The 23,187-nt window shown below is 57.1% G+C and carries 21 protein-coding genes and 1 pseudogene; 16 read left to right on the top strand and 6 right to left on the bottom strand.

The features are described 5' to 3' along the window. Positions 1–62 precede the first annotated feature (62 nt). Complete coding sequence (locus EnteroDNA1_RS03900) at positions 63–1,661, top strand: ABC transporter substrate-binding protein (RefSeq protein WP_032656839.1); 1,599 nt, start codon at positions 63–65, stop codon at positions 1,659–1,661. Positions 1,662–1,717: 56 nt separating this feature from the next. Next, positions 1,718–1,951, top strand: coding sequence for a YdcY family protein (locus tag EnteroDNA1_RS03895; RefSeq protein WP_047647612.1), 234 nt, complete (start codon positions 1,718–1,720; stop codon positions 1,949–1,951). A 3-nt stretch (positions 1,952–1,954) separates the two neighbouring features. Here the strand turns inward: EnteroDNA1_RS03895 and EnteroDNA1_RS03890 are convergent, their stop codons facing one another. Both EnteroDNA1_RS03890 and EnteroDNA1_RS03885 read right to left on the bottom strand, forming a co-directional pair. Continuing rightward, positions 1,955–2,404 carry a DMT family transporter gene (locus EnteroDNA1_RS03890; RefSeq protein ID WP_033145681.1) on the bottom strand — a complete coding sequence of 150 codons (450 nt, stop codon included), beginning with the start codon at positions 2,402–2,404 and terminating at the stop codon, positions 1,955–1,957. Beyond that, positions 2,401–2,919: a GNAT family N-acetyltransferase gene (locus EnteroDNA1_RS03885; RefSeq protein ID WP_063408838.1), complete on the bottom strand. Its 519-nt coding sequence runs from the start codon at positions 2,917–2,919 to the stop codon at positions 2,401–2,403. Before EnteroDNA1_RS03885 ends, EnteroDNA1_RS03890 begins: the two co-directional genes overlap by 4 nt. 148 nt (positions 2,920–3,067) lie before the next feature. On the opposite strand from EnteroDNA1_RS03885, the gene EnteroDNA1_RS03880 reads away from it, so the two are divergent. From EnteroDNA1_RS03880 to EnteroDNA1_RS03870, 3 genes are all read left to right on the top strand, one after another. After that, positions 3,068–3,643 carry a helix-turn-helix domain-containing protein gene (locus tag EnteroDNA1_RS03880; protein WP_069302889.1) on the top strand — a complete coding sequence of 192 codons (576 nt, stop codon included), beginning with the start codon at positions 3,068–3,070 and terminating at the stop codon, positions 3,641–3,643. A gap of 65 nt (positions 3,644–3,708) precedes the next feature. Then, a complete protein-coding gene (locus EnteroDNA1_RS03875) occupies positions 3,709–4,749 on the top strand; it encodes an NADP-dependent oxidoreductase (protein WP_069302888.1) in 1,041 nt (346 codons plus the stop codon). A gap of 255 nt (positions 4,750–5,004) precedes the next feature. Further along, positions 5,005–5,673 (top strand): GntR family transcriptional regulator, encoded by a 669-nt coding sequence (locus EnteroDNA1_RS03870; protein WP_023311981.1) that lies wholly within the window; start codon positions 5,005–5,007, stop codon positions 5,671–5,673. 119 nt (positions 5,674–5,792) lie between these two features. Here EnteroDNA1_RS03870 and pqqU read toward each other — a convergent pair whose 3' ends face one another. Continuing rightward, positions 5,793–7,907, bottom strand: coding sequence for a TonB-dependent receptor PqqU (pqqU, locus tag EnteroDNA1_RS03865; RefSeq protein ID WP_064672614.1), 2,115 nt, complete (start codon positions 7,905–7,907; stop codon positions 5,793–5,795). Between the two features lie 242 nt (positions 7,908–8,149). Here pqqU and yncE point away from each other — a divergent pair, with 242 nt between their 5' ends. Continuing rightward, a complete protein-coding gene (gene yncE, locus EnteroDNA1_RS03860) occupies positions 8,150–9,211 on the top strand; it encodes a 7-bladed beta-propeller protein YncE (protein WP_039262863.1) in 1,062 nt (353 codons plus the stop codon). A 49-nt stretch (positions 9,212–9,260) separates the two neighbouring features. Here the strand turns inward: yncE and ansP are convergent, their stop codons facing one another. Both ansP and EnteroDNA1_RS03850 read right to left on the bottom strand, forming a co-directional pair. Then, complete coding sequence (ansP, locus tag EnteroDNA1_RS03855) at positions 9,261–10,757, bottom strand: L-asparagine permease (protein WP_023311978.1); 1,497 nt, start codon at positions 10,755–10,757, stop codon at positions 9,261–9,263. 304 nt (positions 10,758–11,061) lie between these two features. Further along, on the bottom strand, positions 11,062–11,976 hold the full coding sequence (locus EnteroDNA1_RS03850; RefSeq protein ID WP_064672612.1) for a LysR family transcriptional regulator: 915 nt from the start codon (positions 11,974–11,976) through the stop codon (positions 11,062–11,064). 112 nt (positions 11,977–12,088) lie between these two features. Here EnteroDNA1_RS03850 and EnteroDNA1_RS03845 point away from each other — a divergent pair, with 112 nt between their 5' ends. Beyond that, positions 12,089–12,487 (top strand): (R)-mandelonitrile lyase, encoded by a 399-nt coding sequence (locus EnteroDNA1_RS03845; RefSeq protein ID WP_023311976.1) that lies wholly within the window; start codon positions 12,089–12,091, stop codon positions 12,485–12,487. On the opposite strand, the gene EnteroDNA1_RS03840 is transcribed toward EnteroDNA1_RS03845, so the two are convergent. Further along, a complete protein-coding gene (locus EnteroDNA1_RS03840) occupies positions 12,484–14,019 on the bottom strand; it encodes a methyl-accepting chemotaxis protein (RefSeq protein ID WP_069302887.1) in 1,536 nt (511 codons plus the stop codon). The genes EnteroDNA1_RS03845 and EnteroDNA1_RS03840 overlap by 4 nt on opposite strands. Before the next feature lie 345 nt (positions 14,020–14,364). Here EnteroDNA1_RS03840 and EnteroDNA1_RS03835 point away from each other — a divergent pair, with 345 nt between their 5' ends. The 9 genes and pseudogenes from EnteroDNA1_RS03835 to EnteroDNA1_RS03790 all read left to right on the top strand — a co-directional run bounded on the left by EnteroDNA1_RS03835 (position 14,365) and on the right by EnteroDNA1_RS03790 (position 23,182). Beyond that, positions 14,365–14,904 (top strand): AAA family ATPase, encoded by a 540-nt coding sequence (locus EnteroDNA1_RS03835; protein ID WP_069303910.1) that lies wholly within the window; start codon positions 14,365–14,367, stop codon positions 14,902–14,904. A 110-nt stretch (positions 14,905–15,014) separates the two neighbouring features. Beyond that, a complete protein-coding gene (locus EnteroDNA1_RS03830) occupies positions 15,015–16,016 on the top strand; it encodes an LLM class flavin-dependent oxidoreductase (protein ID WP_069302886.1) in 1,002 nt (333 codons plus the stop codon). After that, the gene (locus EnteroDNA1_RS03825) at positions 16,013–17,134 is read left to right on the top strand and encodes a M20 peptidase aminoacylase family protein (RefSeq protein ID WP_039262859.1); all 1,122 of its coding nucleotides are present in this window, start codon (positions 16,013–16,015) and stop codon (positions 17,132–17,134) included. Before EnteroDNA1_RS03830 ends, EnteroDNA1_RS03825 begins: the two co-directional genes overlap by 4 nt. A gap of 16 nt (positions 17,135–17,150) precedes the next feature. Next, positions 17,151–19,414, top strand: a pseudogene (locus tag EnteroDNA1_RS22515) (NtaA/DmoA family FMN-dependent monooxygenase). Between the two features lie 9 nt (positions 19,415–19,423). Further along, positions 19,424–19,933, top strand: coding sequence for a GNAT family N-acetyltransferase (locus tag EnteroDNA1_RS03810; RefSeq protein WP_032656866.1), 510 nt, complete (start codon positions 19,424–19,426; stop codon positions 19,931–19,933). Positions 19,934–19,942: 9 nt separating this feature from the next. Beyond that, positions 19,943–20,869, top strand: coding sequence for an amino acid ABC transporter permease (locus tag EnteroDNA1_RS03805; RefSeq protein ID WP_029740269.1), 927 nt, complete (start codon positions 19,943–19,945; stop codon positions 20,867–20,869). After that, the gene (locus EnteroDNA1_RS03800; RefSeq protein ID WP_064672609.1) at positions 20,853–21,626 is read left to right on the top strand and encodes an amino acid ABC transporter ATP-binding protein; all 774 of its coding nucleotides are present in this window, start codon (positions 20,853–20,855) and stop codon (positions 21,624–21,626) included. The genes EnteroDNA1_RS03805 and EnteroDNA1_RS03800 overlap by 17 nt, the downstream gene beginning before the upstream one ends. A gap of 9 nt (positions 21,627–21,635) precedes the next feature. Further along, a complete protein-coding gene (locus tag EnteroDNA1_RS03795) occupies positions 21,636–22,523 on the top strand; it encodes an ABC transporter substrate-binding protein (protein WP_048977262.1) in 888 nt (295 codons plus the stop codon). Between the two features lie 41 nt (positions 22,524–22,564). Then, entirely contained in the window at positions 22,565–23,182 is a 618-nt protein-coding gene (locus EnteroDNA1_RS03790; protein ID WP_069302884.1) for a glutathione S-transferase family protein, read from the top strand. The last annotated feature ends 5 nt before the right edge of the window (positions 23,183–23,187 follow it).

Raw genomic sequence — 23,187 nt, 5'->3', positions numbered from 1 at the left:
CAGGTCATATCGCCTGTGCTGTTATTACTGTCTTATATAATAAAACTGTCAGGGTTATAACCATGTCTACAGGGAAAACACTGCTCGCCCTTGCGCTGAGCGCGCTGTTACCAGCCGGTGCCGCATGGGCGGCGAACAACGACACCCTTATTTACTGTTCTGAAGCGTCCCCCGAGTCCTTCAACCCGCAAATAGCCAGCTCTGGCCCGTCTTTTGTGGCCAGTTCTCAGGTGCTTTACAACCGTCTGATCAATTTTGACCCGGTGAAAAACACCCCGGTCCCGTCGCTGGCGGAGTCCTGGACGATTTCGCCGGACGGTAAGACGTATACCTTTGCCCTGCGCAAAGGGGTGAAGTTCAACAGCAATAAATACTTCAAACCGACGCGCGACTTTAACGCCGATGACGTTATTTTCTCGGTTCTGCGTCAGAAAGACCCTAAACACCCGTATCACAACGTGTCGCAGGGCAACTACGAATACTTTAACGATGTCGGGCTCGATAAGCTGATTCAGGACGTGAAAAAGGTCGACGACTATCACGTTCAGTTCACCCTCAGCGAGCCTAACGCCGCGTTTCTGGCCGACTGGGGGATGGATTTCGCCTCGATTCTTTCCGCCGAATACGCCGACGCGATGCTGAAAAAAGGCACGCCTGAAAACGTGGACACCTGGCCGATTGGTACCGGGCCTTATGTCCTGCAGCAGTACAAGGTAGATTCGCTGATTCGCTACGTCGCTAACCCGAACTACTGGGAAGGCGAGGTGCCGACGAAACATCTCATCTTCTCCATCACGCCGAATGTGGAAACCCGTCTGGCGAAGCTGCAGACCAACGAGTGCCAGATTATTCCTGCACCGTCCCCGGTTCAGTTTGACGCCATCAAGAACAACAAAGACCTGACGCTGCACTCGGTCGATGCGCTAAACGTCGGCTATCTGGCGTTTAACACCGAGAAAAAACCGTTTGATAACGTGCTGGTGCGCCAGGCGCTTAACTACGCGACCGACAAGAAGGCTATCGTCAATGCGGTCTTTATGGGTTCCGGTACGGTGGCAAAATCGCCGATCCCGCCAAATATGCTGGGCTTTAATAAAGACCTGAAGGACTACAGCTACGATCCTGAAAAAGCGAAAGCGCTGCTGAAGCAGGCGGGGCTGGAGAAGGGGGCGGAAGTCACGCTGTGGTCAATGCCGGTTCAGCGTCCGTACAACCCGAACTCGCGTCGTATCGCGGAGATGATCCAGAGCGACTGGGCGAAAGTCGGCGTGAAGGCCAAAATTGTCTCTTACGAGTGGGGTGAATATCTCTCCGGAATGCGTAAAGGCGAACATGACTCCGCGCTGTTTGGCTGGATGTCCGATAACGGCGACCCTGACAACTTTGCCGACGTGCTACTGGGGTGCAACAGCATTAAAACCGGATCAAACGCCGCGCGCTGGTGCGATAAGGGTTATGATGATCTGGTGCAAAAAGCGAAGCTGACCAGCAGCCCGGCCGAGCGTGCGAAACTCTACGGCCAGGCGCAGGAGATTTTCTACCAGCAGGCGCCGTGGATCGCACTGGCAAACGGGAAAACGTTCTATGCGACCCGCAGCAACGTGACCGGATACAGCGTGAGCCTGATGGGCAGCGATTTCTCTAAGGCGAAGCTGAACTAAGCGTTTTATTGCCCGGTAAGGCGTAGCCGCCACCGGGCACATAACAAGGAGTGACAATGTCACATTTAAATGAAGTTACCGCCCGTGTCGATGCCGCCATCGAAGAGAGCGTGATTACCCACATGAATGAACTGCTGATCGAATTAAGTGATGATGCAGAGCTCAGCCGTGAAGAACGCTACACCCAGCAGCAGCGTCTGCGTACCGCGATTTCGCACCACGGTAAGCAGCATAAAGAGGAGTTGGACGCGCGTGAGGAACAGCTGACCAAAGGCGGCACCATACTGTAACGTTCAAAACTGGCGTCGCGCCACCAGCCAGGCCCCGACGACCAGCATCACCGCGCCGCACACCGGGCCAATCAGGGCGCGGAGCGGAATGCCGTTGCTTCTCAGCACGTCCATCACCAGCCCGCCAATCAGCTGGCTTGCTACCAGCACGGCGATAGTCGTGGCCGCGCCAACGTTCTGATACCCGCTGATGCTGGCAAACACGAAAAATGACCCCAGCAGCCCCGGGATAAGCGTCCACCAGCGCACCGTTGCGGCCAGCTCGCTGAATCCGGCTGCGCCCTGTTTCAGCAGCAGAATGCTGACAAACAGCACAATGCCGACCAGGGAGTTCAGCAGCATCGCGATAAGGATCGTGGAGGAGGACTGGGTGATGCGCACCATTAAGGTGTTTTGCACCACCAGACCAATTCCCGCCGCCACCAGAAACGCCAGGGTCAGGGATTGATTCATGGGATGGCGTCCGGATCGCTGCGCTCGTCCAGCTGCAGCTGCATAAAGGTTAAGTCCAGCCAGCGGCCAAACTTGGTTCCCACCTGCGGCATCTGCCCAGTGGTGACAAAACCAAGCGTTTCGTGGAGGTGAATCGAAGCATGGTTTTGCGCTTCAATACCGGCCACCATCACGTGTTTGCCGATGGCGCGGGCCTCGTTTATCAGCGCGATCATTAGCGTGCGGCCAATACCTTTTCCCTGATGGTCCGGGTGGACGTAGACCGAATGTTCGACCGTATGACGGAAACCGTCGAAGGCGCGCCAGTCGCCAAAAGAGGCGTAACCGGTGATCGCTCCGTCTTCCTCGCTCACCAGAACCGGGTAACCCGCGAGCGTGCGCGCCTCAAACCACGCGATTCGGTTATCGGTATCGACGGTTTTATCGTTCCAGATCGCGGCAGTATGCAGCACCGCGTGGTTGTAGATTTCGCCTATCGCAGCGCAGTCTTCCTTGCAGGCATGACGAACGATCATGATTAACCCTCTGTGTGTTGTTTACTATAGTATTACGTTATTCCTACGATATTACACAATCGTATCGCCCGATCGCTACGGCATAAGCCATATTTTTTTGTTATCAAAAGCCCATTGAAATGCCGTTCATACACTATAGTATGACGTCATGAACACCATAACAGACACAATGAATCAACGGATTAGCGCAAGAATTCGCCTTGAACGCGAGTCTCGCGGATGGTCCCTGAGCGAGCTTGCTGACCGGGCAGGGGTCTCGCGCGCGATGATCCACAAGATAGAGCGCGGAGACAGCAGCCCGACAGCCACCTTGCTGGCCCGCCTGTCAGGCGCGTTTGGCATCAGCATGTCCACGCTCATTGCCCGGGCCGAAATGCAGGAGGGCAAGCTGCTGCGCCTTGCAAACCAGCCCGTCTGGCGCGACCCTCAGACGCACTACCTCCGCCGCCACGTTTCTCCCCGCACCGATCTGCCCATCGACCTTGTTCAGGTTGAACTGCCCGCGGGCAGCGATGTTCCGATGCCTGCATCTTCTTACGCGCTGGCACGTCAGCTTATCTGGCTCCAGTCCGGCGAGCTGGTGTTTCAGGAGGGCGATACGCGCCACGAGATGCTCGCCGGAGACTGTCTCGAGCTGGGGCCGCCAAATGACTGCCGGTTCATCAACGAAACGAATGAAACCTGCATCTATCTGGTTGTACGGCTTAACCAGTCTGCCTCGTAATGCTAATGCGATAACGCCGTTCGTGAGCCAGGCTGTAATGACATTTGCACCAGAAGGAGATCCCGATGAATCAACCTGTTTCGCAAAATCGCCGCTGGGTACTGGCCTCCCGTCCTCAGGGTGCGCCGGTCGCGGAAAATTTTCGTCTCGAAACGCAGCCGGTTCCCGCCCCGGCTGAAGGGCAGCTTTTGCTGCGTACCGTCTGGCTGTCGCTGGACCCGTACATGCGGGGGCGCATGAGCGATGCGCCATCCTATTCACCACCGGTTGAGCTGGGCGCGGTGATGGTGGGGGGAACGGTCAGCCGCGTTGAGCAGTCAAATCATCCCGACTTCAAAGCCGGGGAGTGGGTGCTGGGCTACAGCGGCTGGCAGGAATATGAACTCTCGGACGGCAGCGGCCTGGTGAAGCTGGGCGAAAATCCGTCACATCCTTCCTGGGCGCTGGGTATTCTGGGTATGCCGGGCTTTACCGCCTATATGGGATTGCTGGATATCGGGCAGCCAAAAGCGGGCGAAACGCTGGTGGTCGCCGCGGCGACAGGCCCGGTTGGCGCGACCGTCGGGCAGATCGGTAAAATCAAAGGTTGCCGGGTGGTCGGGGTCGCCGGTGGGGCTGAAAAATGCCGCCATGCCGTTGAGGTCCTCGGGTTTGACCTGTGTCTGGATCACCACGCGGCCGACTTTGCCGAACAGCTGAAACGCGCCTGTCCGCAAGGAATTGACGTCTATTATGAAAACGTCGGCGGGAAAGTATTTGACGCCGTGCTGCCGTTACTGAATACCTCCGCGCGCGTGCCGTTGTGCGGCCTGGTGAGCGGCTACAACGCGACGGGCCTGCCCGAGGGGCCGGATCGCCTGCCGCTACTGATGGCGACCATCCTGAAGAAACGCATTCGTATGCAGGGCTTTATCATCGGCCAGGATTACGGTCACCGCATTAAAGAGTTCCAGGAAGCAATGGGACGCTGGGTGCAGGAGGGCAAAATCCACTATCGTGAACAGATAACGGACGGGCTGGAGAACGCGCCCGAGGCGCTGATTGGCCTGCTCGAAGGGCGTAACTTCGGCAAAGTCGTGATTCGCGTCGCGGGTGACAATAAATAAACAGCATTATGGCGGGGTTTCCCGCCATATTTATTTGTGAAGATACGATATATTGTCTTTAATTAATGGACATGGCATTTCGCGCCCGCATCCCGGATGGGCCCGGAACCAATAAAAAAAACAAACTTTACTTTTTTGATGTTTTTACGTACTTCCCACCACCAGGCATGACGATACAGGATATATCGGACCAGCGTCGTTTTATTAAAACTGGCGTTTAAAAATAGCATTAAGTTTTAGCTACAGGAATTGAACATGCTTGATTTGGACCACTTAGAAAAAGCCCAAAGGGTCAGTCTTACCATGCAAGTTGAACACAGTTTGAAAGGAGCGTTAATTACAGGCTCACTCAAACCTGGGGCACGACTGATTACGAAAGAGATTGCCGATAAATTAGGAACCAGTATTACCCCTGTTCGCGAGGCGCTGTTGCGCCTGGTGTCATCAGGGGCGCTACACGCCACGCCGGCGCAGGCATTTCTGGTTCCGGAGGTCACGCTGGAGCGCTATAACGAGATTAACGCTATCCGCAAGCAGCTTGAGCCGATGGCGGTCGCCGCGGCCTGTCAGAATATGTCTGATAGCAAACTGGAGGCGTTGCGCAAATTGTCGGATGCCTTTCATGAGGCCATGCGCAACGGGAACGTCCAGCAGGCATTGCATGCGAATCGCGTCTTCCGGTTTACGCTTTATCAGTATGCGGAAATGCCTACGCTTAATGCCTTAATTGAGCAGCTGTGGGTGCGCATCGGGCCCTGTATGAACTATCTACATCAGGAGCTTAACGACATCAAAGCCTCGACATATCACTATGACGAACTGCTTTCCGCCCTGGAGCGAAGAGATGTTGTTGCCTGCCAGAAGGCGATTGATAAGGTGATTGATGAAGCGAATTTGCTTTTACAGCGACAATATTTTAACTAAGAGATTATTTAGCAGAGCGACTATATTTCGCCCCTAATTATTTATCTGGTGAATAACTCCTGATGGTTTATTGCCATCAGGAGCGTTATTTCATTAATTAAATAAACTTTTCTTATCGCTTACTCGAAGCGATAAGAGACCGACAGCCCGACCCCGTAGTTACGGCCTGGTGCAGGCTCGTAATAACGACCGTTTGACTCGTTGACAATAACCGAGCCCGCGTACTCTTTATCGAACAGGTTATCGACGCGGCCAAAGACGTCCATGCCCCAGCTGCCGTAGTTGAATTTATACCCGGTGTTCAGCCCGACCACCGTATACGACGGCGCTTTCGCCGTATTCTCGTCGTCGGCCATGATATCGCTCATGTAGCGCACGTCTGAACCCGCGTACCAGCCTTCCTCCGGCTGCCAGCCAAACGAGGCGTAACCCATGTTGCGGGCAATGCCCGGCATCCGGTTACCGTTACAGTCTGCGTCGCTGCAGACGTTAGTCCGGTAGGTGGCATCCAGGTAAGTCCACGCCATCTTCAGCTTCCAGTTCTCGGCAAACTGCTGGTCGAGGGAGACTTCCACCCCCTGACGACGGGTTTTACCGGCATTTTTATAGCTGGTACGCCCGCCAGAGCTGGCATCCACCACGATCTCATCATCCGTATCGGTGCGGAACAGCGCCGCGGTCAGCAGGCCATTGCCGATGCGGGTTTTGCTGCCCACTTCATACGTGTTGTTGGTGGACGGCTGCAGGCCGATGTTCAGGCCGCCCTGGTTATCGGCGCGATAGGAAAGCTCGTTGATGGTTGGCGTTTCGAATCCACGCCCTGCGGCAGCGTAGAGGTTCCATGCGTCCGTCACCGCATACTTCACGGAACCGGCCGGGAGCCACTTGTGATAGCTCGCGTCACCGCTGTCATCGCCGTTGCCCGGCGTAACGTAATGGTCGTTGGAATCAAACCAGACCGAGCTGTAGCGCACTCCCGCATCTACCGACAGTTTCTGCGTCAGCTGCCAGCTGGTTTGCAGGTAAGGGTCAACGTTCCACATCAGGTTACGTTCGTTTCGACGCTTGTCACCCTTCACGCCGTAATCCGGCACGCCGTTGTTCATCACGAAGTTCTCGTATCCGCGACGATCTTCGCTCAGGTTTTCGTAGTTCAGGCCGGTAGTAAACGTCACCGGCACCAGCAGCTCGCCGCGGTGTGTCCAGCGGGTATCCACGCCCTGATAGTGTCGCTGCATATCAATCACGCCGCCGGAGTGGGAGGCTTTCAGCTGCGGCTGATACGGAATCGACTGGTACTGCGTCATTTCACGCTCGCCGGCGTACATCATCACGCTGAGATCGTCCTGGGTGCTGAGCTGACGATCGTAGCGCAGACCGGCCTGGGTCTGCTTGATGGTCTTGCGGGTGTTGTACTGAGCGCCGCGCGGAGACTGACGCGGATTGTTCTGCCACTCCTGATAGCTCAGCCCGCCCGGATCGTTGGCCTTCATGTCCACGCTGTTAAAAATCAGCGTCAGCTTGCTGACGTCGTCAATGCGCACGCCCAGTTTGGCGTTAGCGAGGTTTTTCCGCGCGCCGCTGTGGTCGCGGTAGCCTTTGGTGGTGAAGCGGGTGGTGGAAACGGTGTAATCCACATCGCCCGCGTGGGTGCCGTCACCCATCGCGCCGGTGGCTTTCATGCCGTAGCGCCAGGTACCGTAGCTGCCGTAATAGCTGCTGGCTTCAATGGTCGGCGGCTGCTGCCCGGTCTGGGTGTTGATGTTAATCACGCCGCCGGAGGCGTTGCCGTACAGGGCAGAGAAGGGGCCGCGCAGCACTTCAACGCTCTCCACGCTGGAGAGATCGATGTTGGAGGTCTGGCCCTGTCCGTCCGGCATGGTGGCAGGGATACCGTCGACATACATACGGATACCGCGCACGCCAAACGTTGAGCGGGCACCAAACCCACGCATTGAAAGCTGGAGATCCTGGGCATAGTTCTGGCGGTTCTGAATTTGCAGTCCCGGGACGCTGCCAAGAGATTCAGACAGGTTGATGCGCGGCGCGGCGTGGCGCATGTCATCGCCATTGACGACGCTGACCGCGGCCGGGGTATCCAGTTCCGATACGGTTTGCGGCGTGGCGCTGACGATCATGGTCTGTTCCTCCGCGCTCATTGCGGTTAGCGGCGCGAAAATAACGGGAACCAGCAGCAGCGGGAGAGAAGCCTTACGGGCAGAAATGATTTTCATGAATAAAACCGGTTGTGGTGTATAAACGAACCAAATGGAACATGTCCATACATGTTAAAGGTTTTGTAAATGTTTTGAAAACTATAACCGCACATTGCGTTAATGAAAGGCGAAGCGCGAAAGAAAAACTCCACATTCAGTTCATTAATGATTACTATTCTCATTATCAAAAGGCAATGCCATGACGTTGCCTGCCGGAAGTGATGTCAGCCCAACCCCCTCTTTTCAAAAAAGGAATTGTTATGTCTTTACGTCATCTGTGCTCGCCGCGTCTGAGCCTGTCACTGCTGTCTGCCACTTTACTGCTTGCCGGGACGTTCCAGGTGCATGCCGCCGAAGAGGTGCTGCGTAAAGCTGTGGGCAAAGGGGCGTATGAAATGGCGGTCAGCCAGCAGGAGAATGCGCTGTGGGTGGCGACCTCGCAAAGCCGCAAAACCGATAAGGGCGGAGTTATCTATCGACTTGACCCGGTCACGCTCGACGTGACGCAGGCGATTCATAGCGATCTCAAACCCTTTGGCGCCACGCTCGACGGCGCGACGCAAACCCTGTGGTTTGGCAACACCATCAACGGCGCTGTGACGGCCATCGATGCGAAAACGGGCGACGTGAAAGGGCGTCTGGTGCTTGATAATCGCCAGCGCAGTGAAACCGTCAAACCGCTGCAGCCGCGCCAGCTGGTGGCGGATGACGCGAGCAACACGATTTACATCACCGGCGTCGGCAAAGAGAGCGTGATTTGGGTGGTGGATGGCGCCACGCTGAAGCTGAAAGAGACCATTGCCAATACCGGTACGTACAGCACCGGTCTGGCGCTGGATGCGCAGGCGAAACGCCTCTATACCACGAATGCGGACGGCGAGCTGGTAACCATAGATACGGCCACCAATAAAATCCTGAGCCGCAAAAAGGTGCAGGATGACGGTAAAGAGCACTTCTACCTGAACCTCAGCCTCGATACCGCCGGCCAGCGCGCGTTCCTGACCGATTCAAAACAGCCGGAAGTGCTGGTGGTGAACCTGAAAGACGGCAGCGTGATCGAGAAGATCGCCGCACCTGAATCACTGGCGGTCCTGTTTAACCCGGCCCGCAATGAAGCCTATGTGACGCACCGTGAAGCCGGTAAGGTGAGCGTGATTGACGCGAAAACGTATAAGGTCACAAAAACCTTTGACACGCCGGTCTACCCGAACAGCCTGGCGCTCTCTGCCGATGGCAAAACCCTGTACGTGACGGTGAAACAAAAATCGACTCGCCAGCAGGAAGCCACCCAGCCTGACGACGTCATTCGTATCGCGCTGTAAATAAAAAAAGGGAAGGCATTTGCCTTCCCTTTTTGATGCTTACGGACGCTTAACGCGAGGTTTCTTCCACCAGCGGTGCGTCGTGTTTTTCATCGTCGTGATGAACCGGCGCGGTGCTGTGGATCTCGTGAACGCGCTTACGCACGCCGAACCAGCCGGCAATCAGCAGTACCGCCAGCAGCGGAATCGTTGCGATGGTGTAGGTACCGTTCGGGTAGTCAAACGCCATCAGCACCAGCACGCTGAACAGGAACAGCAGGGTGAGCCAGGAGGTCACCGGTGCGCCCGGCATCTTGAAGCTCACATCAGCCGCTTTGCCTTCTTTGATCGCTTTGCGCAGACGCATCTGGCAGACCACGATGAAGGCCCAGGAGGCGATAATCCCCAGTGCAGCCACGTTCAGAACGATCTCAAATACGCGGGACGGCACCAGATAGTTCAGGAACACGCCAAAGACGTAAACCACCAGCGTTGCCAGAATCCCCGCATAGGGAACCTGCTGCTTGCTCATCTTCGACATGAACTTCGGCGCAGAACCGCCCATCGACATGGAGCGCAGGATACGACCGGTAGAGTAAAGACCGGAGTTCAGGCTGGAGAGCGCCGCGGTCAGGACCACGATGTTCATGATGCTGCCAACGTAAGGCACGCCCAGCTTAGAGAAGAAGGTCACAAACGGACTCTGACCTGCCTGATAGGCAGTCCACGGCAGCAGCAGAACCAGCAGCACCACTGAACCGACGTAGAACAGACCGATACGCCAGATCACGCTGTTAATGGCTTTTGGCACCATGGTCTGCGGATCTTTACATTCACCTGCTGCGGTACCCACCAGTTCGATGGAGGCGAAGGCGAACACCACGCCCTGAACCAGGACCAGCGCAGGCAGCAGACCGTGCGGGAAGAATCCGCCGTTATCGGTTATCAGATGGAAGCCGGTGGCATTGCCGTCCAGCGGTTTACCGCTGCCGAGGAAGACGGTACCCACGACCAGGAACACCACGATGGCCAGCACTTTTACCAGCGCAAACCAGAACTCCATCTCCGCGAACCACTTCACGCCGATCATGTTCATGGTGCCGACAATCGCCAGCGCGCCAAGCGCAAAGACCCACTGCGGCACATCGCCAAACGCGCCCCAGTAGTGCATATACAGCGCAACGGCGGTGATATCGACAATACCGGTCATCGCCCAGTTGACGAAGTACATCCAGCCCGCAACGTAGGCCGCTTTTTCACCGAGGAATTCACGGGCGTAAGAGACGAAGCTTCCGCTGGAAGGGCGATGCAGTACCAGTTCGCCCAGCGCACGAAGAATGAAGAAAGAGAAGATCCCGCACACCAGATAGACCAGGGCGAGAGCCGGGCCAGCCATTTGCAGACGCGCACCCGCACCTAAAAACAGCCCCGTTCCGATAGCGCCGCCGATGGCGATCATTTGAACCTGACGGTTGCCCATCGCTTTGTGGTAGCCCTCTTCGTGGGAGTTCAACCAGCGACGTTTAGCAGCATGATGATCGGCTGCGCTTTTATTGCTTGTTTTCATTGAGTTACCTGTTTGCCTGTCTGAACCATTATCGTGATAGTCCTGCCTGGCAGAGCGCAATACAAACGATTGCTTCTGCGCAAACACATGTCGCCTTCCCAGTCATTCTGCGTATGGATAAGGCGAAACATGGCGAGGCATCCTACCTGCAATTCATAAGCGACGCAAAATATAACCGTGCCGAAAGTGATGCACGTCGAAGGAAATCGTGTGGTCAGAGCAGACGGCGATCACAACACGCTGAATCGTGATGAGTTTTTAGACAAAACATTTGGCGGGTTGATTATTTAATCATCAGAATCTCTTAATTATTACCAGGTGGTAAAGATTTTGACTGCTGGAGAGCATCTAACAGTAACCTGAAAGCGGTAGTGTGCTGGCGACGGCTCGGATAATAAAGGTGATACCCCTCGAAAGTAGGGCACCACGATTCAAGGACCCTGACGAGCCGTCCGTGATTAAGCGCCCCCAGAACCGACGCCTCCGGCACGTAGGCTAATCCGAGGCCATTCTCAGCGGCGTCGATGCGCTGCGACAGGCTGCTCAGCGTAAGCTGCCCCTCAACCCGAACGCGAAGCTCGCGCCCGTCGCGTTCAAATTCCCAGTGATACAGTCCGCCGCGCGTGGGCAGGCGCATGTTGATGCAGCGGTGTTCAGCAAGCTGCTCCGGCGTCTGCGGCACGCCAAAGCGAGCCAGATAATCCCTGGAACCGACCACGGCCATGCGCATATCCGGCGCTATCCGTACCGCAATCATATCTTTTGCCACCTGTTCACCCAGGCGTACTCCCGCGTCGAAACGGCCATCCACGATATCCGTCAGGCCGTTATCTACCGTCACTTCGACGTTAATCTCAGGATACTGCACCATAAACGCCTTCAGTACCGGCCAGAGCACGGCGTCCATCGCATGCTCGCCGGCGACGATGCGAACAGAACCTGCGGGTTTGTTGCGTGCGCTGCGAAGCGTCGTGAGCTCCTGCTCAATCTCCATCAAATGCGGGCTTAAGCGCGTAAAGAGCTGCTCACCCGCCTGGGTGGGAACAACGCTGCGGGTTGTGCGGGTTAAAAGGCGAACGTCGAGCCGCGCTTCAAGCTTGCGCATGGCATGACTCAGCGCCGATTGCGAGACGCCCAGCTGCGCCGCCGCGCGCGTAAAGCTGCGCTCGCGGGCGACCACCATAAAAGAGAGCAGGTCGTTGAAATTATCTTTTAGCATCGCGATTGCCTCTATTTATGAATTTCAATCATATTTCCTATCTGATTATGCACACTAATGCTCCGGATTGCTTTGCGCTACTGTTAACGCAACAGTAAACGAGGAGCATAAGATGAAAATTATCCGCAGCGGATCATTACCTTCAGCAAAAGGACCGGAAGCCTGGTTCACCGGCACCGTCCGCATTGACGCACCATTTCAGGCGAGCGAACCTGCCAGCGTCGGCGGGGCAACCGTGACCTTTGAGCCGGGCGCGCGCACCGCGTGGCATACGCATCCCCTTGGGCAAACGCTGATTGTGACGCAGGGTCGCGGCTGGTTACAGGAGTGGGGCAAAGCGGCGGAAATATTGAATCAGGGCGATATCGCCTGGATCCCACCCGGCGTAAAGCACTGGCACGGCGCAAGCGCGCAAACGGCGATGACGCATATTGCCATCGCCGAATCCGTTAACGGCAGCCCGGTTGCATGGCTGGAAAAAGTCACCGACGAGCAGTATCCGAACGGCTAACCGCCAAAAACGGCAATCGCCTGCTGCAGGCGCGTGGTGCGCTGCGTCAGGTGATTCGCCGCGTGAGTGACGTTATCCACCATCCCCGTATTGTTGTGGGTCATTGCGCCGATACGGGAGATGGATGCGTTGATGAGCGTCAGCGCCTGGGTTTGCTCCTGCGTGGCGTGGCCGATCTCCTTAATCAGGGAGGAGACCCGCAGCACGTTGTCGATCATAACCGTCAGCTGCGTTTCGGTTTGTTCTACCTTCTCCACGCCAGCGTTGACGCTGGCGACGTTTTTCTCAATCAGCGCTTTGATCTCTTTCGCCGCCGTCGCGGAGTGCTGCGCAAGATTGCGCACCTCGGCCGCCACCACGGCAAAACCGCGCCCGGCTTCACCTGCACGCGCCGCTTCCACGGCCGCATTCAGCGCAAGAATATTGGTCTGGAAGGCGATACGATCGATAACGCTGATAATATCGACGATCTGGCTGTTATCCTGCGACACGGATTGCATCATACCGATGGTCTCTTTCATCATCGCTTCACCGCGGTGGGCGCTGTCGCGGGTGCGATCCGCCATCTCCGTGGCTTCTTTCGCTGTTTCTGCCGTCTGCTCCACCGCGCTGGCGATCTCTTCCACCGCGGACGCGGTTTGCTGCAGAAAATCTGCGGTCTCTTCTGAACGCGTCTGCAGCGCCGCACCTTCTTTCGCGACCTGCTGGCTGATGGTGCCAATCCCGCTGATTTGCGCCCCGACATCGTCAACCAGCGAATTCAGGTTCAAACCTGATTGATTGACCAGACGCATCATCAGCCCGATGTCGTCGATCCTGTCAAAATGGTAATAGTCCGTTTTACGCCCTGAAACCACGCGCTGCATCTGTTGCACAATAGATTTTACCGGACGGGCGATCTGCGCATGAAGATAATAGGTCAGGGCAATAAACAGCAGCGCCAGACTTCCCGACTGCATAAGTTTATCAGGGAATAAATACACCGCCAGGCAGGAGAGTAACGCCGTCGTCGCAATACCCAGATGGATGCGTTTACTGGTGCTGAGACATTTAAAGATCGACATAAACGAAAATAAACCGCGCCGGACCAGTAACCCTTTATAAAAGCGGTAATGTTTTAATTCATTATTACGCACTTTTGCATACAGTTTTTCACTGGCCGCAATCTCTTCCCGTGCGGGTATATTTCGCACGGAAATATACCCCGTCAGGGAACCACCCTGCCAGACCGGCGTCACGTTAGCCCGCACCCAGTAGTGGTCGCCATTATGACGACGGTTCTTCACCAGCCCCGTCCAGGTCTCACCCTGCTGCAGGGTATACCACATGTCGCCAAACGCTTCGGCAGGCATGTCGGGATGGCGGATGAGGTTATGCGGCTCACCCAGAAGATGTTCTTCTTTATATCCGCTGGCTTCAATAAAAGCGGAATTAGCATAAGTAATATGGCTTTTGGTATCGGTGGTCGACATTAACGTCGAACCATCGTTAAGTAAATACTCGTTTTGTGTAACGGGACTGTTACGCCTCATGAGTAACTCCATGATGATGTGCAAGAATAAAAAATGCCCGGAAAATGCTCCGGCAAGATTAATGTGTTTATTTTTATATAACGGCCTGCTGCATATTCTGTCTGAAATTCTGACTGCCTGAAATACCCGTTGTTCATTATTTTTAATCTGTTAATGTTCGCGAATGTAATAAAAATGAAAATATTTTCAGGGGTGTATTCTGGAGTCGCTGCAAATAAACGACATAACCCAAACTGAAAGAGGGAGATCGTCTCTCAGGAAAAATTGTCATGCTGAAATAGCGTTTCGTTAACAGGATCAAAACGCTATCATTTGGTCAGTTTTCGTTATTACAGTGAGGCTGAGGTGAAAATTAACGTCATCGGGACCAGCGGGAGTGGAAAAAGCACGCTGGCGAAGCAGATTGCGACCGAACTGGCTATTCCCTATATCGAGATGGACAGACTCTACTGGCGACCTGACTGGCAGGGAACGCCGGACGATGTGTTTCAGGAAAAGCTGGAGCAGGCGCTACAGTCTTCGCCAGACTGGGTGCTTGACGGCAACTATAACCGCACGCGGCCGGTGAAATGGCGTAATGTCGACGTTGTGGTGTGGGTCGATTATGGCTTTGCCCGCACCCTCTGGCAGGCCGTCATCAGGGCAATCAAACGGGCCTGGCATAAGCACGAGCTCTGGCCCGGCACCGGGAACAAAGAGAGTTTCCGGCGCGCGTTCTTTAGTAAAGAGTCGATTCTCATCTGGACGATGAAAACCTGGCGTAACAACCGCACGCGTTATGAAGCCGATCTGCAAAACCCGCAATATGGGCATATTCGTTTTGTCCGTATTACCCGCCGCGGGCAGGCGGAAACGCTGATTGCCGCCTTAAAGTCTTATTCTTAGCATGGTTTTATATATCTGATTTCCGGCAAACTAAATGTAAATTAATTGTTTCTCAGTGGTGAAATGCGCCTTTAATAATGTCGACATGTTAAGTCAAACGAGAACGCAACATGTCATGGCGAATCAGCATTCTGGATAAAAGCCCCATCGCTGAAAACGAAACGGCTGCCGATGCACTGGCGCGTACGCTGGCGCTGGCGCAGCAGGCAGAAAATCTGGGCTATCACCGCTTCTGGATTGCCGAACACCACAACACTCCCCATCTTGCCAGCCCCTCGCCGGAGCTGCTGATTGCCTGGATCCTCGGGCAGACAACGCACATCCGCGTCGGATCCGGCGGCGTGATGCTCCAGCACTACAGCCCTTATAAAGTCGCCGAGAATTTCAACGTGCTGGCCGCGCTGGCGCCCGGTCGCGTGGATCTCGGCGTCGGGAAAGCCCCCGGCGGTTTACCGCTCTCAACCCGCGCGCTGCAGCAGGGGCTGAATCAACAGGAAAAGGGCAGCTTCGCCGAACAGCTGGCCCAGCTCGATCGCTGGATCCGTCCTGAGCATCAGTCTCATGAAGAGGCCGTTCGCGCCACGCCGCTGCCGCCGCTGCCTGCCGAGGGTTTCCTGCTGGGCGCGAGTACCGATAGCGCGCTGCTGGCCGCCGGGCTCGGCTGGCACTTTGTCTTTGCCGCGCATCTGAACGGCGATCCGGAGCTGCTGCGCGAGGTGGTCTCGACCTGGCGTAAGCACAGCGCGCGGGACGTGATTGTGGCGGTACAGGCGATTGTCGCGCCGACGCAGGCCGAGGCGGAAGCCCTGGCGCAGAAGGTCGAAGTGTGGGGCGTTGAGCTGGCAAACGGCCAGCGTGTCACCGTGGCCAGCGAAGAGCAGGCCTACGCCTTTGCGCGTCAGGCGGGCAGCGAGCCGGTGCGCATTGCACGTCGGGCGCAGTCGCTGCTGGCGGGTACGGCTGAATCGGTGCTCGAACAGCTTAACGCCCTGCATGAAAAGTGGGGCATTGACGAATTTATCATCGACACGCCGGTCGCGGAGGGGGCAACGCGCGTCGCGTCGCTGCGCCTGCTTGCCGAGGCGCGTCTTAACAAGGAGGTCACCGTATGAGCTTTGGCGAACAGCTGATTGCCTGGCGTCGCGAGCTGCACCAGAACCCGGAGCTCTCCGGCCAGGAAGTGGAAACCACAACGCGTCTGCGCCAGTGGCTGACGAATGCCGGGATCACCCCGCAGCCTTACGACCTGTCGACCGGGCTGGTGGCGGAAATCGGCTCGGGCAACAAACTGATTGCGCTGCGCGCGGATATCGACGCCCTGCCGATTGAAGAGCGCAGCGGCGTGCCGTTTAGCTCCCAGCGTGCAGGCGTAATGCATGCCTGCGGACACGATATCCACACCAGCGTGATCCTCGGCGCCGCGTTAAAGCTGAAAGAGCGGGAAGCCTCGCTTAACGGCCGGGTGCGGATCCTGTTTCAGCCTGCCGAAGAGAACTTTGGCGGTGCGAAGAGCATGGTGCGGGCCGGTGCCCTGCGTGACGTCAGCGCCATCTTCGGCATGCACAACGAGCCCGGCCTGCCGGTCGGTGAGTTCGCTACCCGCGGCGGGCCGTTTTATGCCAACGTCGATCGCTTCGTGATCCGCATTACCGGTAAGGGCGCGCACGCCGCACGTCCGCACGAAGGTAATGACGCCATCGTGCTGGCGAGCCAGCTGGTGACGGCGCTGCAAAGCGTCGCCAGCCGCAACGTCAATACGCTGGATTCGGTGGTGCTGAGCGTGACGCGCATTGCAGGCGGTAACACCTGGAACGTGCTGCCGGAAAGCGTCGAGCTGGAAGGCACGCTGCGCACCCACCGCACGGAAGTACAGCAGAACGTGAAAGCCCGCGTGGGCGAAATCGCCGCCGGGTTTGCCAGCGCCTTTAGCGCGCAGATTGATATCACCTGGTATGCCGGGCCCACCGCGCTGGTGAACGACGAGCGCTGGGCCGATTTCGCCACCTCGGTCGCCAGAGAAGCAGGCTACGAAACCCGGCACGCCGAGCTGCATATGGGTGGGGAAGATTTCGCGGTCTATCTGCAGCAGATCCCGGGGGCGTTTGTCAGCATCGGCAGCAACAGCCCGTACGGTTTACACCATCCGGCCTTCAATCCGGATGAAGCCCTAATTGAGCCCGCTGCCCGCTATTTTGCACAGCTTGCGGAAAAAGCCCTGCAACACGTTTAATTCTTAAGAGGTGAATATGTCTGCACATCGTCAACTGCGGCTCGGGACCATTTTGCATGGTGCATCCGGAAATATGTCCGCCTGGCGTCACCCTGAGGCCGTCGCCGATGCCAGCATCAATTTTGATTTCGTCAAAGCGACGGCGTTAAAGGCGGAGGAGGGCAAACTCGATTTTTTATTCGTTGCCGACGGTCTCTATATCAACGAGAAATCGATCCCGCATTTTTTAAACCGCTTTGAACCGCTGACGGTGTTATCCGCTCTCGCCAGCATCACCTCGCGCCTGGGGCTGGTAGGAACCTTATCCACCTCCTACAGCGAGCCTTTCACCACGGCGCGCCAGTTCGCCAGCCTCGACCACCTGAGCAACGGGCGCGCGGGCTGGAACGTGGTGACTTCGCCGCTGGAAGGGTCAGCGAAGAACTTTTCCCGTGAAAAACATCCCGAGCACGCGCTGCGCTATCGCATTGCGGATGAATATCTCGACGTGGTGAAAGGGCTATGGGATTCCTGGGAAGGCGATGCCTTTGTGCGCAACAAAGAGAGCGGTCAGTTTTTTGACCCGGCAAAATTGCATACCCTGGACCACCACGGTGATTTCTTCCAGGTCGCCGGTCCTCTGAATATTGGTCGAACGCCGCAGGGGCGGCCGATTGTCTTTCAGGCGGGCGCGTCGGACGACGGGAAAAAGCTGGCGGCGAAACATGCCGACGCCATTTTTACCCATCACGAGACCCTCGATGAGGCAAAAGCCTTTTATCGCGACGTGAAGCAGCAGCTGGAAAGTAACGGACGCCTCGCGTCAGATTTACATATTTTCCAGGGCGTCAGCGTGATTGTGGGTAAAGACGCCGATGACGTGGAAAACCAGTATCAAACCACGGCGGCGCTGGTGTCGATTAACGATGCCCTCAACTACCTCGGACGCTATTTCGAACATCACGATTTCAGCCAGTACCCGCTCGACGAGCCGTTCCCGTATATCGGCGACTTAGGCAAAAACAGCTTCCGCAGCACCACTGATGAAATTAAGCGTAACGCCCGCGAGCGCAGCTTAACCCTGCGTCAGGTGGCGCTGGAAGCCGCCTCGCCGCGACCGCGCTTTTCCGGTACGCCGGAAGAGGTGGCCGACGGCCTGCAGGCCTGGTTTGAAGGCTATGCCGCAGACGGCTTCATCATTCAGGGCGGCACGCCGGACACCTTCCCGCGCTTTGTTGACCAGGTGGTGCCTGTTTTACAGGCGCGCGGCCTGTTCCGTACCGACTACCCGGGCACCACGCTGCGCGAAAGCCTCGGCTTAGACGAACCTAAAAACCAATACACACAACAATAAAAGAGAACCCCGCTATGCAGAAAACAACGCTTATTCTGGCGCTCGCGCTGGCCTTTACCCCTGCCGTCTGGGCAGAGAATGTGAATATTAACGGCACCGGCGTGAGCATCGAGGCCAATAAAACGCCGGTTAATACCGTCAAAAACAGCGAGGCGGTGGCACAGCTGCCGAAAGACTATCGCTTTGCCGTGCCGGGGAAATTTACCGTGGCGGTGGCGGGCCTCAATCAACCGCCGCTGACGGTGTTTTCCGACGACAACAAAACGCTGCTGGGAAGCGAGGTTGACGTCGCCCGTCTGGTCGCTGACAGCCTCGGGCTGGAGCTAAACGTGGTGCCAACCTCCTGGGAAGACTGGCCGCTGGGCGTGGCTTCCGGGAAATATGATGCCGCTATCAGCAACATCACCGTCACCAAAGAGCGTAAAGAGAAGTTTGACTTTGCCACCTACCGCAAAGATTCCCTCGGGTTCTACGTGAAATCAACCAGCCCGATCAAGTCGCTGCAGAAGGCGGAAGACATCGCCGGGCTGCGGATTATCGTCGGCTCCGGCACCAACCAGGAGGCCATCCTCCTGGCCTGGAATGCCGAAAACCTCAAGAAAGGTCTGAAGCCCTTTACCCCGATCTACACCAAAGACGATGCGGCACAAACGCTGGCCCTGCAGTCCGGACGCGCGGATGCCTACTTTGGCCCGAACGTGATTGGCGCCTGGAAAGCGGCGCTGAACGGGAAAACCAAACTGGTGGGTAGCGTCGACGGCGGCTGGCCGAAGGCGGCGCACATAGCTGTGACGCTGAAAAAAGGCAGCGGGCTGGTTGAGCCGGTGCAAACCGCGCTGAACGGCGTGATCAAAAACGGCGACTACGACAAAGTGCTGAACCGCTGGGGGGAAGGCGTTGAGCGTATTCCTCAGTCAGAAGTGAACCCGGCTGGCCTGGGCGATTAAGGAGGCGTGATGAGCGAACGATTTCGTGATGTTTCCCCGGAAGACGCCGAGCTTCAGCCCATTATCGAAGGGCTGTTCGGTGAATATGCCGCCCGCTACGGGGACTACTTCTCCAAAGACGCGGAAGTTGAGCTTACAGAGTGGTATTTAGCGCCGCAGGGGCTGTTTATCGTACTGGAGCGCGACGGGAAGATTATCGCCACCGGCGCGTACAAACCTTTCGACGAACGCACCGCAGAAATCAAACGCATCTGGACGGACAAAACCCTGCGTCAGCAGGGGCTTGCCGGGCGCGTGGTGCAGGAGCTTGAGCGCAGGGCTGTGCTGGCAGGGTACAGCCAAATATACCTGACAACCGGCTTTCGCCAGCCGGAAGCGGTACGGCTCTATCTCAGCCAGGGCTATCAGGCGCAGTTCGATCTGAACCGCGATCCGGAAGAGTACAGCCAGCCGCCGTTTGACGGTCGGCTGCGCTTCACCAAAACGCTGGTACGCGAAGCGTTCAGTAAAACCGCATGAGGAACGACGATGAGCAACGTTGAAACCATTAAGGTGGTCCCGGCGCGTTATCCGCTGCGGGCCGTCGGCGCCGCGGTGGCGCTGTTTGTCCTGGCGGTCGTGATTCAGTCCGTGGCCTTTAACCCGCGCTGGGAGTGGGCGGTGTTTGCCCGCTGGTTCTTTGACCCGGTGATCCTCGAAGGTGTCGGGCAGACCCTGCTGCTGACGCTGATCGGCACCGCGCTGAGCGTGGTGCTTGGCGGCATGCTGGCGCTGGCGAGACTCTCTTCATCCTGGCTGCTGAGCAGCCTGGCGTGGGCCTACATCTGGCTGTTTCGGTCGCTGCCGCTGATCGTGGTGCTGATCATTCTCTACAACTTCTCCTATCTCTACGACACGCTCTCGCTCGGCGTGCCGTTCACCGGCATCACCTGGGGCAGCTTTGAAACCATCAACGTGCTGGGTCAGTTTTCTACCGCCGTGGTGGGGCTCACCCTGGTGCAGAGCGCCTATACCGCCGAGATCGTTCGCGGCGGATTCCTCGGGGTCGATCACGGCCAGTATGAGGCCGCCGCCGCGCTCGGTCTGCCGGCCTGGCGACGCACGGTGCGCATCATTTTGCCTCAGGCGCTGCGCACCATTCTGCCGTCGGGGTTCAATGAAATCATCAGCCTCGCCAAGGGCACGGCGATGGTGTACGTCCTGGCGATGCCGGAGCTGTTCTATACCATCCAGATGATCTACAACCGCACGCAGGAGGTGATCCCGCTGCTGATGGTCGGTGCCGCCTGGTATCTGGCGATCACCACCGTCCTGTCCGCTATCCAGTATGGCGTCGAGCGCGCGCTTGCCCGCAGCGAACGCCGCTCTGCCGTTAACCAGAACCGTGCCGCTCGTCGCACCCGTTCTGTCACCACCACGCCAGCACAGGAGCCCGTCCATGCAAGCCTCTCCTGAAGGACATATTTCGATTACCGGCGTCAGCAAGTATTTCGGTCGCCATAAGGCGCTCGACAACGTTTCGCTTGAGATCCCGCCCGGGTCCGTGACGGTCATCCTCGGGCCGTCCGGCTCTGGTAAATCGACGCTGCTGCGCACTATTAACCACCTGGAACGCGTCGATGAAGGCTTTATTCAGATCGACGGGGACTACATTGGCTATCGCCGTCAGGGCGACAGGCTCTATGAGCTGAAGGAGAAGGAGATCCTCAAGCAGCGCGTCAACGTGGGCTACGTGTTCCAGAACTTCAATCTCTTTCCGCACCTCACGGTGCTGGAAAACCTGATTGAGGCGCCCATCGCGCATAAAAAGCTCAGCAAAAAAGAGGCGGTGGAAAGGGCGTACAGCCTGCTGGACGTGGTCGGGCTGCGGGATAAAGCCGATGCCTGGTCGCGCCATCTTTCCGGCGGTCAGCAGCAGCGTATCGCGATTGCCCGCGCGCTGGCGCTGCGTCCCCGCGTGATGCTGTTTGATGAGCCCACCTCGGCGCTGGATCCGGAGCTGGTGGGGGAAGTGCTGGACGTGATCAAAAAGCTGGCGCGGTCCGGCACCACGCTGGTGGTGGTTACCCACGAGATCGGCTTTGCCCGGGAGGTGGCGGATCAGGTGGTGTTTATGGTCGACGGAAAAATCATCGAGCAGGGAAGCAGTGACGAGGTATTAAACCGTCCGTCACATGCGCGAACGCGCCAGTTTCTCTCCAAAGTCTTGTAAGGAGTGCCAATGAAATATGGACTTCTGGCGGGGCTGGTCTTCACGACGGCGAGCCACGCCAGCATTGATTTGAAAGCCAACGAGCAGCCGCTGCCGGTGACGGTGGATAGGCTGGCTGTGGCGAAGATCCCCGCCAATTACAAATTCGTTGAGCCGGGTACGCTGACGGTCGCCGTTTCGGCGCTGAATTCTCCGCCGCTGGCGCTGCTGGCCAGCGATAACCGCACGCGCATCGGCAGCGACCCGGATATCGCCCGCCTGCTGGCGGGCAGCCTGGGGCTAAAGCTGAAGCTGGTGCCGACGGCGTGGGAAGACTGGCCGCTCGGGATCGCCTCCGGGCGCTACGACGTGGCGCTGGTGAACATTGCGGTGACCGAACAGCGTAAAGAGAAATTTGATTTTGCGACCTACCGCGTCGATTCGCTGGCGTTTTCGGTGAAATCCACCAGCGAGATTCAGTCAATCAAAAGCGCGGAAGATCTGGCCGGGAAAAAGGTGATCGTCGGCTCTGGTACGAATCAGGAACGCATCCTGCTGGGCTGGAACGAAGAGAACAAAAAGGCGGGAAGGGCGCCTGCGCTGCCGGTCTATCTCCACGACGATGCCTCGGGCAATCTCTATATTCAGTCCGGCAGGGCTGACGTGTTCTTCGGCCCGCAGTCGGTATCGGCCTATAAGGCTGCGCTCACGGGCAAAACCCGCGTCGTCGGTTTAGGGCCGAAAAAAGCCTATGTCGCCACCACCACCAAAAAGGGCAATGAGCTGGTGTACGCGCTGCAGGCCGCGCTGGACGGCGCGATTAAGCGCGGAGATTACCAGAAGGTGCTGGCGCGCTGGGGTGAGCAGGGCGAAGCGGTGGCGCAGTCGGAGGTCAACCCGCCTGGGATAACCTACTAATGGTGCTCTACACTTAGGGTTTTCATCCCGCAGGGGGCAACATGATTAAACTCTATGGCGTACCCGGCTGGGGCTCGGCGATCGGTGAAGTGATGCTAACCCTGGCCGATATCCCTTATCAATTTATCAACGTGGACGGGTTTGACCAGCCCGGCCCGCAGCGTGAGCTGCTGCAAAAGCTTAACCCGCTGTGTCAGGTGCCCACGCTGGAGCTGGAAAATGGCGCCATCATGACCGAAACGGCGGCGATTGCCCTGATGGTGCTCGACAGATGTCCCGATCTCGCGCCGCCCGTGGGGCAGGCCGAACGCCAGCAGTTTCAGCGCTTGCTGATCTGGTTTGTGGCCAACGTCTATCCCACGTTTACGTATGCGGACTATCCCGAACGCTGGGCGCCGGATGCGCCTGAACAGCTGCAGAAAAACTGCATCGAATACCGGAAGTCCCTCTATTTGTGGTTCGAAACTCAGCTCAAGGCCGCCCCGTTTGCGCTGGGTGAACGGCTGACGCTGCTGGACGTGTATATCGCGGTGGCGCGCACCTGGGGGCCACGCCATGACTGGTTTGCGGCCAATACGCCGAAACTGATGGCCATCGCAGATACCGTATGTCAGCTGCCGGAACTGCACAAGGTGTTAAAGGCCAACGGTATTATCTGATAACG

It is taken from the genome of Enterobacter sp. HK169 (assembly GCF_001719105.1).
GTDB classification, from domain to species: domain Bacteria; phylum Pseudomonadota; class Gammaproteobacteria; order Enterobacterales; family Enterobacteriaceae; genus Enterobacter; species Enterobacter asburiae_B.
The sequence above is the reverse complement of the archived record's forward strand: the minus strand, read 5'-3'. Positions and strand labels throughout refer to the sequence as shown.

Coding starts and splice junctions, on each gene's coding strand:
- EnteroDNA1_RS03880 (WP_069302889.1), top strand. CDS start 3,068: ATGAACACCATAACAGACACAATGAATCAACGGATTAGCGCAAGAATT.
- EnteroDNA1_RS03900 (WP_032656839.1), top strand. CDS start 63: ATGTCTACAGGGAAAACACTGCTCGCCCTTGCGCTGAGCGCGCTGTTA.
- pqqU (WP_064672614.1), bottom strand. CDS start 7,907: ATGAAAATCATTTCTGCCCGTAAGGCTTCTCTCCCGCTGCTGCTGGTT.
- EnteroDNA1_RS03885 (WP_063408838.1), bottom strand. CDS start 2,919: ATGATCGTTCGTCATGCCTGCAAGGAAGACTGCGCTGCGATAGGCGAA.
- EnteroDNA1_RS03810 (WP_032656866.1), top strand. CDS start 19,424: ATGAGCGAACGATTTCGTGATGTTTCCCCGGAAGACGCCGAGCTTCAG.
- EnteroDNA1_RS03890 (WP_033145681.1), bottom strand. CDS start 2,404: ATGAATCAATCCCTGACCCTGGCGTTTCTGGTGGCGGCGGGAATTGGT.
- EnteroDNA1_RS03840 (WP_069302887.1), bottom strand. CDS start 14,019: ATGAGGCGTAACAGTCCCGTTACACAAAACGAGTATTTACTTAACGAT.
- yncE (WP_039262863.1), top strand. CDS start 8,150: ATGTCTTTACGTCATCTGTGCTCGCCGCGTCTGAGCCTGTCACTGCTG.
- EnteroDNA1_RS03850 (WP_064672612.1), bottom strand. CDS start 11,976: ATGCTAAAAGATAATTTCAACGACCTGCTCTCTTTTATGGTGGTCGCC.
- EnteroDNA1_RS03825 (WP_039262859.1), top strand. CDS start 16,013: ATGAGCTTTGGCGAACAGCTGATTGCCTGGCGTCGCGAGCTGCACCAG.
- EnteroDNA1_RS03830 (WP_069302886.1), top strand. CDS start 15,015: ATGTCATGGCGAATCAGCATTCTGGATAAAAGCCCCATCGCTGAAAAC.
- EnteroDNA1_RS03795 (WP_048977262.1), top strand. CDS start 21,636: ATGAAATATGGACTTCTGGCGGGGCTGGTCTTCACGACGGCGAGCCAC.
- EnteroDNA1_RS03870 (WP_023311981.1), top strand. CDS start 5,005: ATGCTTGATTTGGACCACTTAGAAAAAGCCCAAAGGGTCAGTCTTACC.
- EnteroDNA1_RS03845 (WP_023311976.1), top strand. CDS start 12,089: ATGAAAATTATCCGCAGCGGATCATTACCTTCAGCAAAAGGACCGGAA.
- EnteroDNA1_RS03875 (WP_069302888.1), top strand. CDS start 3,709: ATGAATCAACCTGTTTCGCAAAATCGCCGCTGGGTACTGGCCTCCCGT.
- EnteroDNA1_RS03790 (WP_069302884.1), top strand. CDS start 22,565: ATGATTAAACTCTATGGCGTACCCGGCTGGGGCTCGGCGATCGGTGAA.
- EnteroDNA1_RS03800 (WP_064672609.1), top strand. CDS start 20,853: ATGCAAGCCTCTCCTGAAGGACATATTTCGATTACCGGCGTCAGCAAG.
- EnteroDNA1_RS03895 (WP_047647612.1), top strand. CDS start 1,718: ATGTCACATTTAAATGAAGTTACCGCCCGTGTCGATGCCGCCATCGAA.
- ansP (WP_023311978.1), bottom strand. CDS start 10,757: ATGAAAACAAGCAATAAAAGCGCAGCCGATCATCATGCTGCTAAACGT.
- EnteroDNA1_RS03805 (WP_029740269.1), top strand. CDS start 19,943: ATGAGCAACGTTGAAACCATTAAGGTGGTCCCGGCGCGTTATCCGCTG.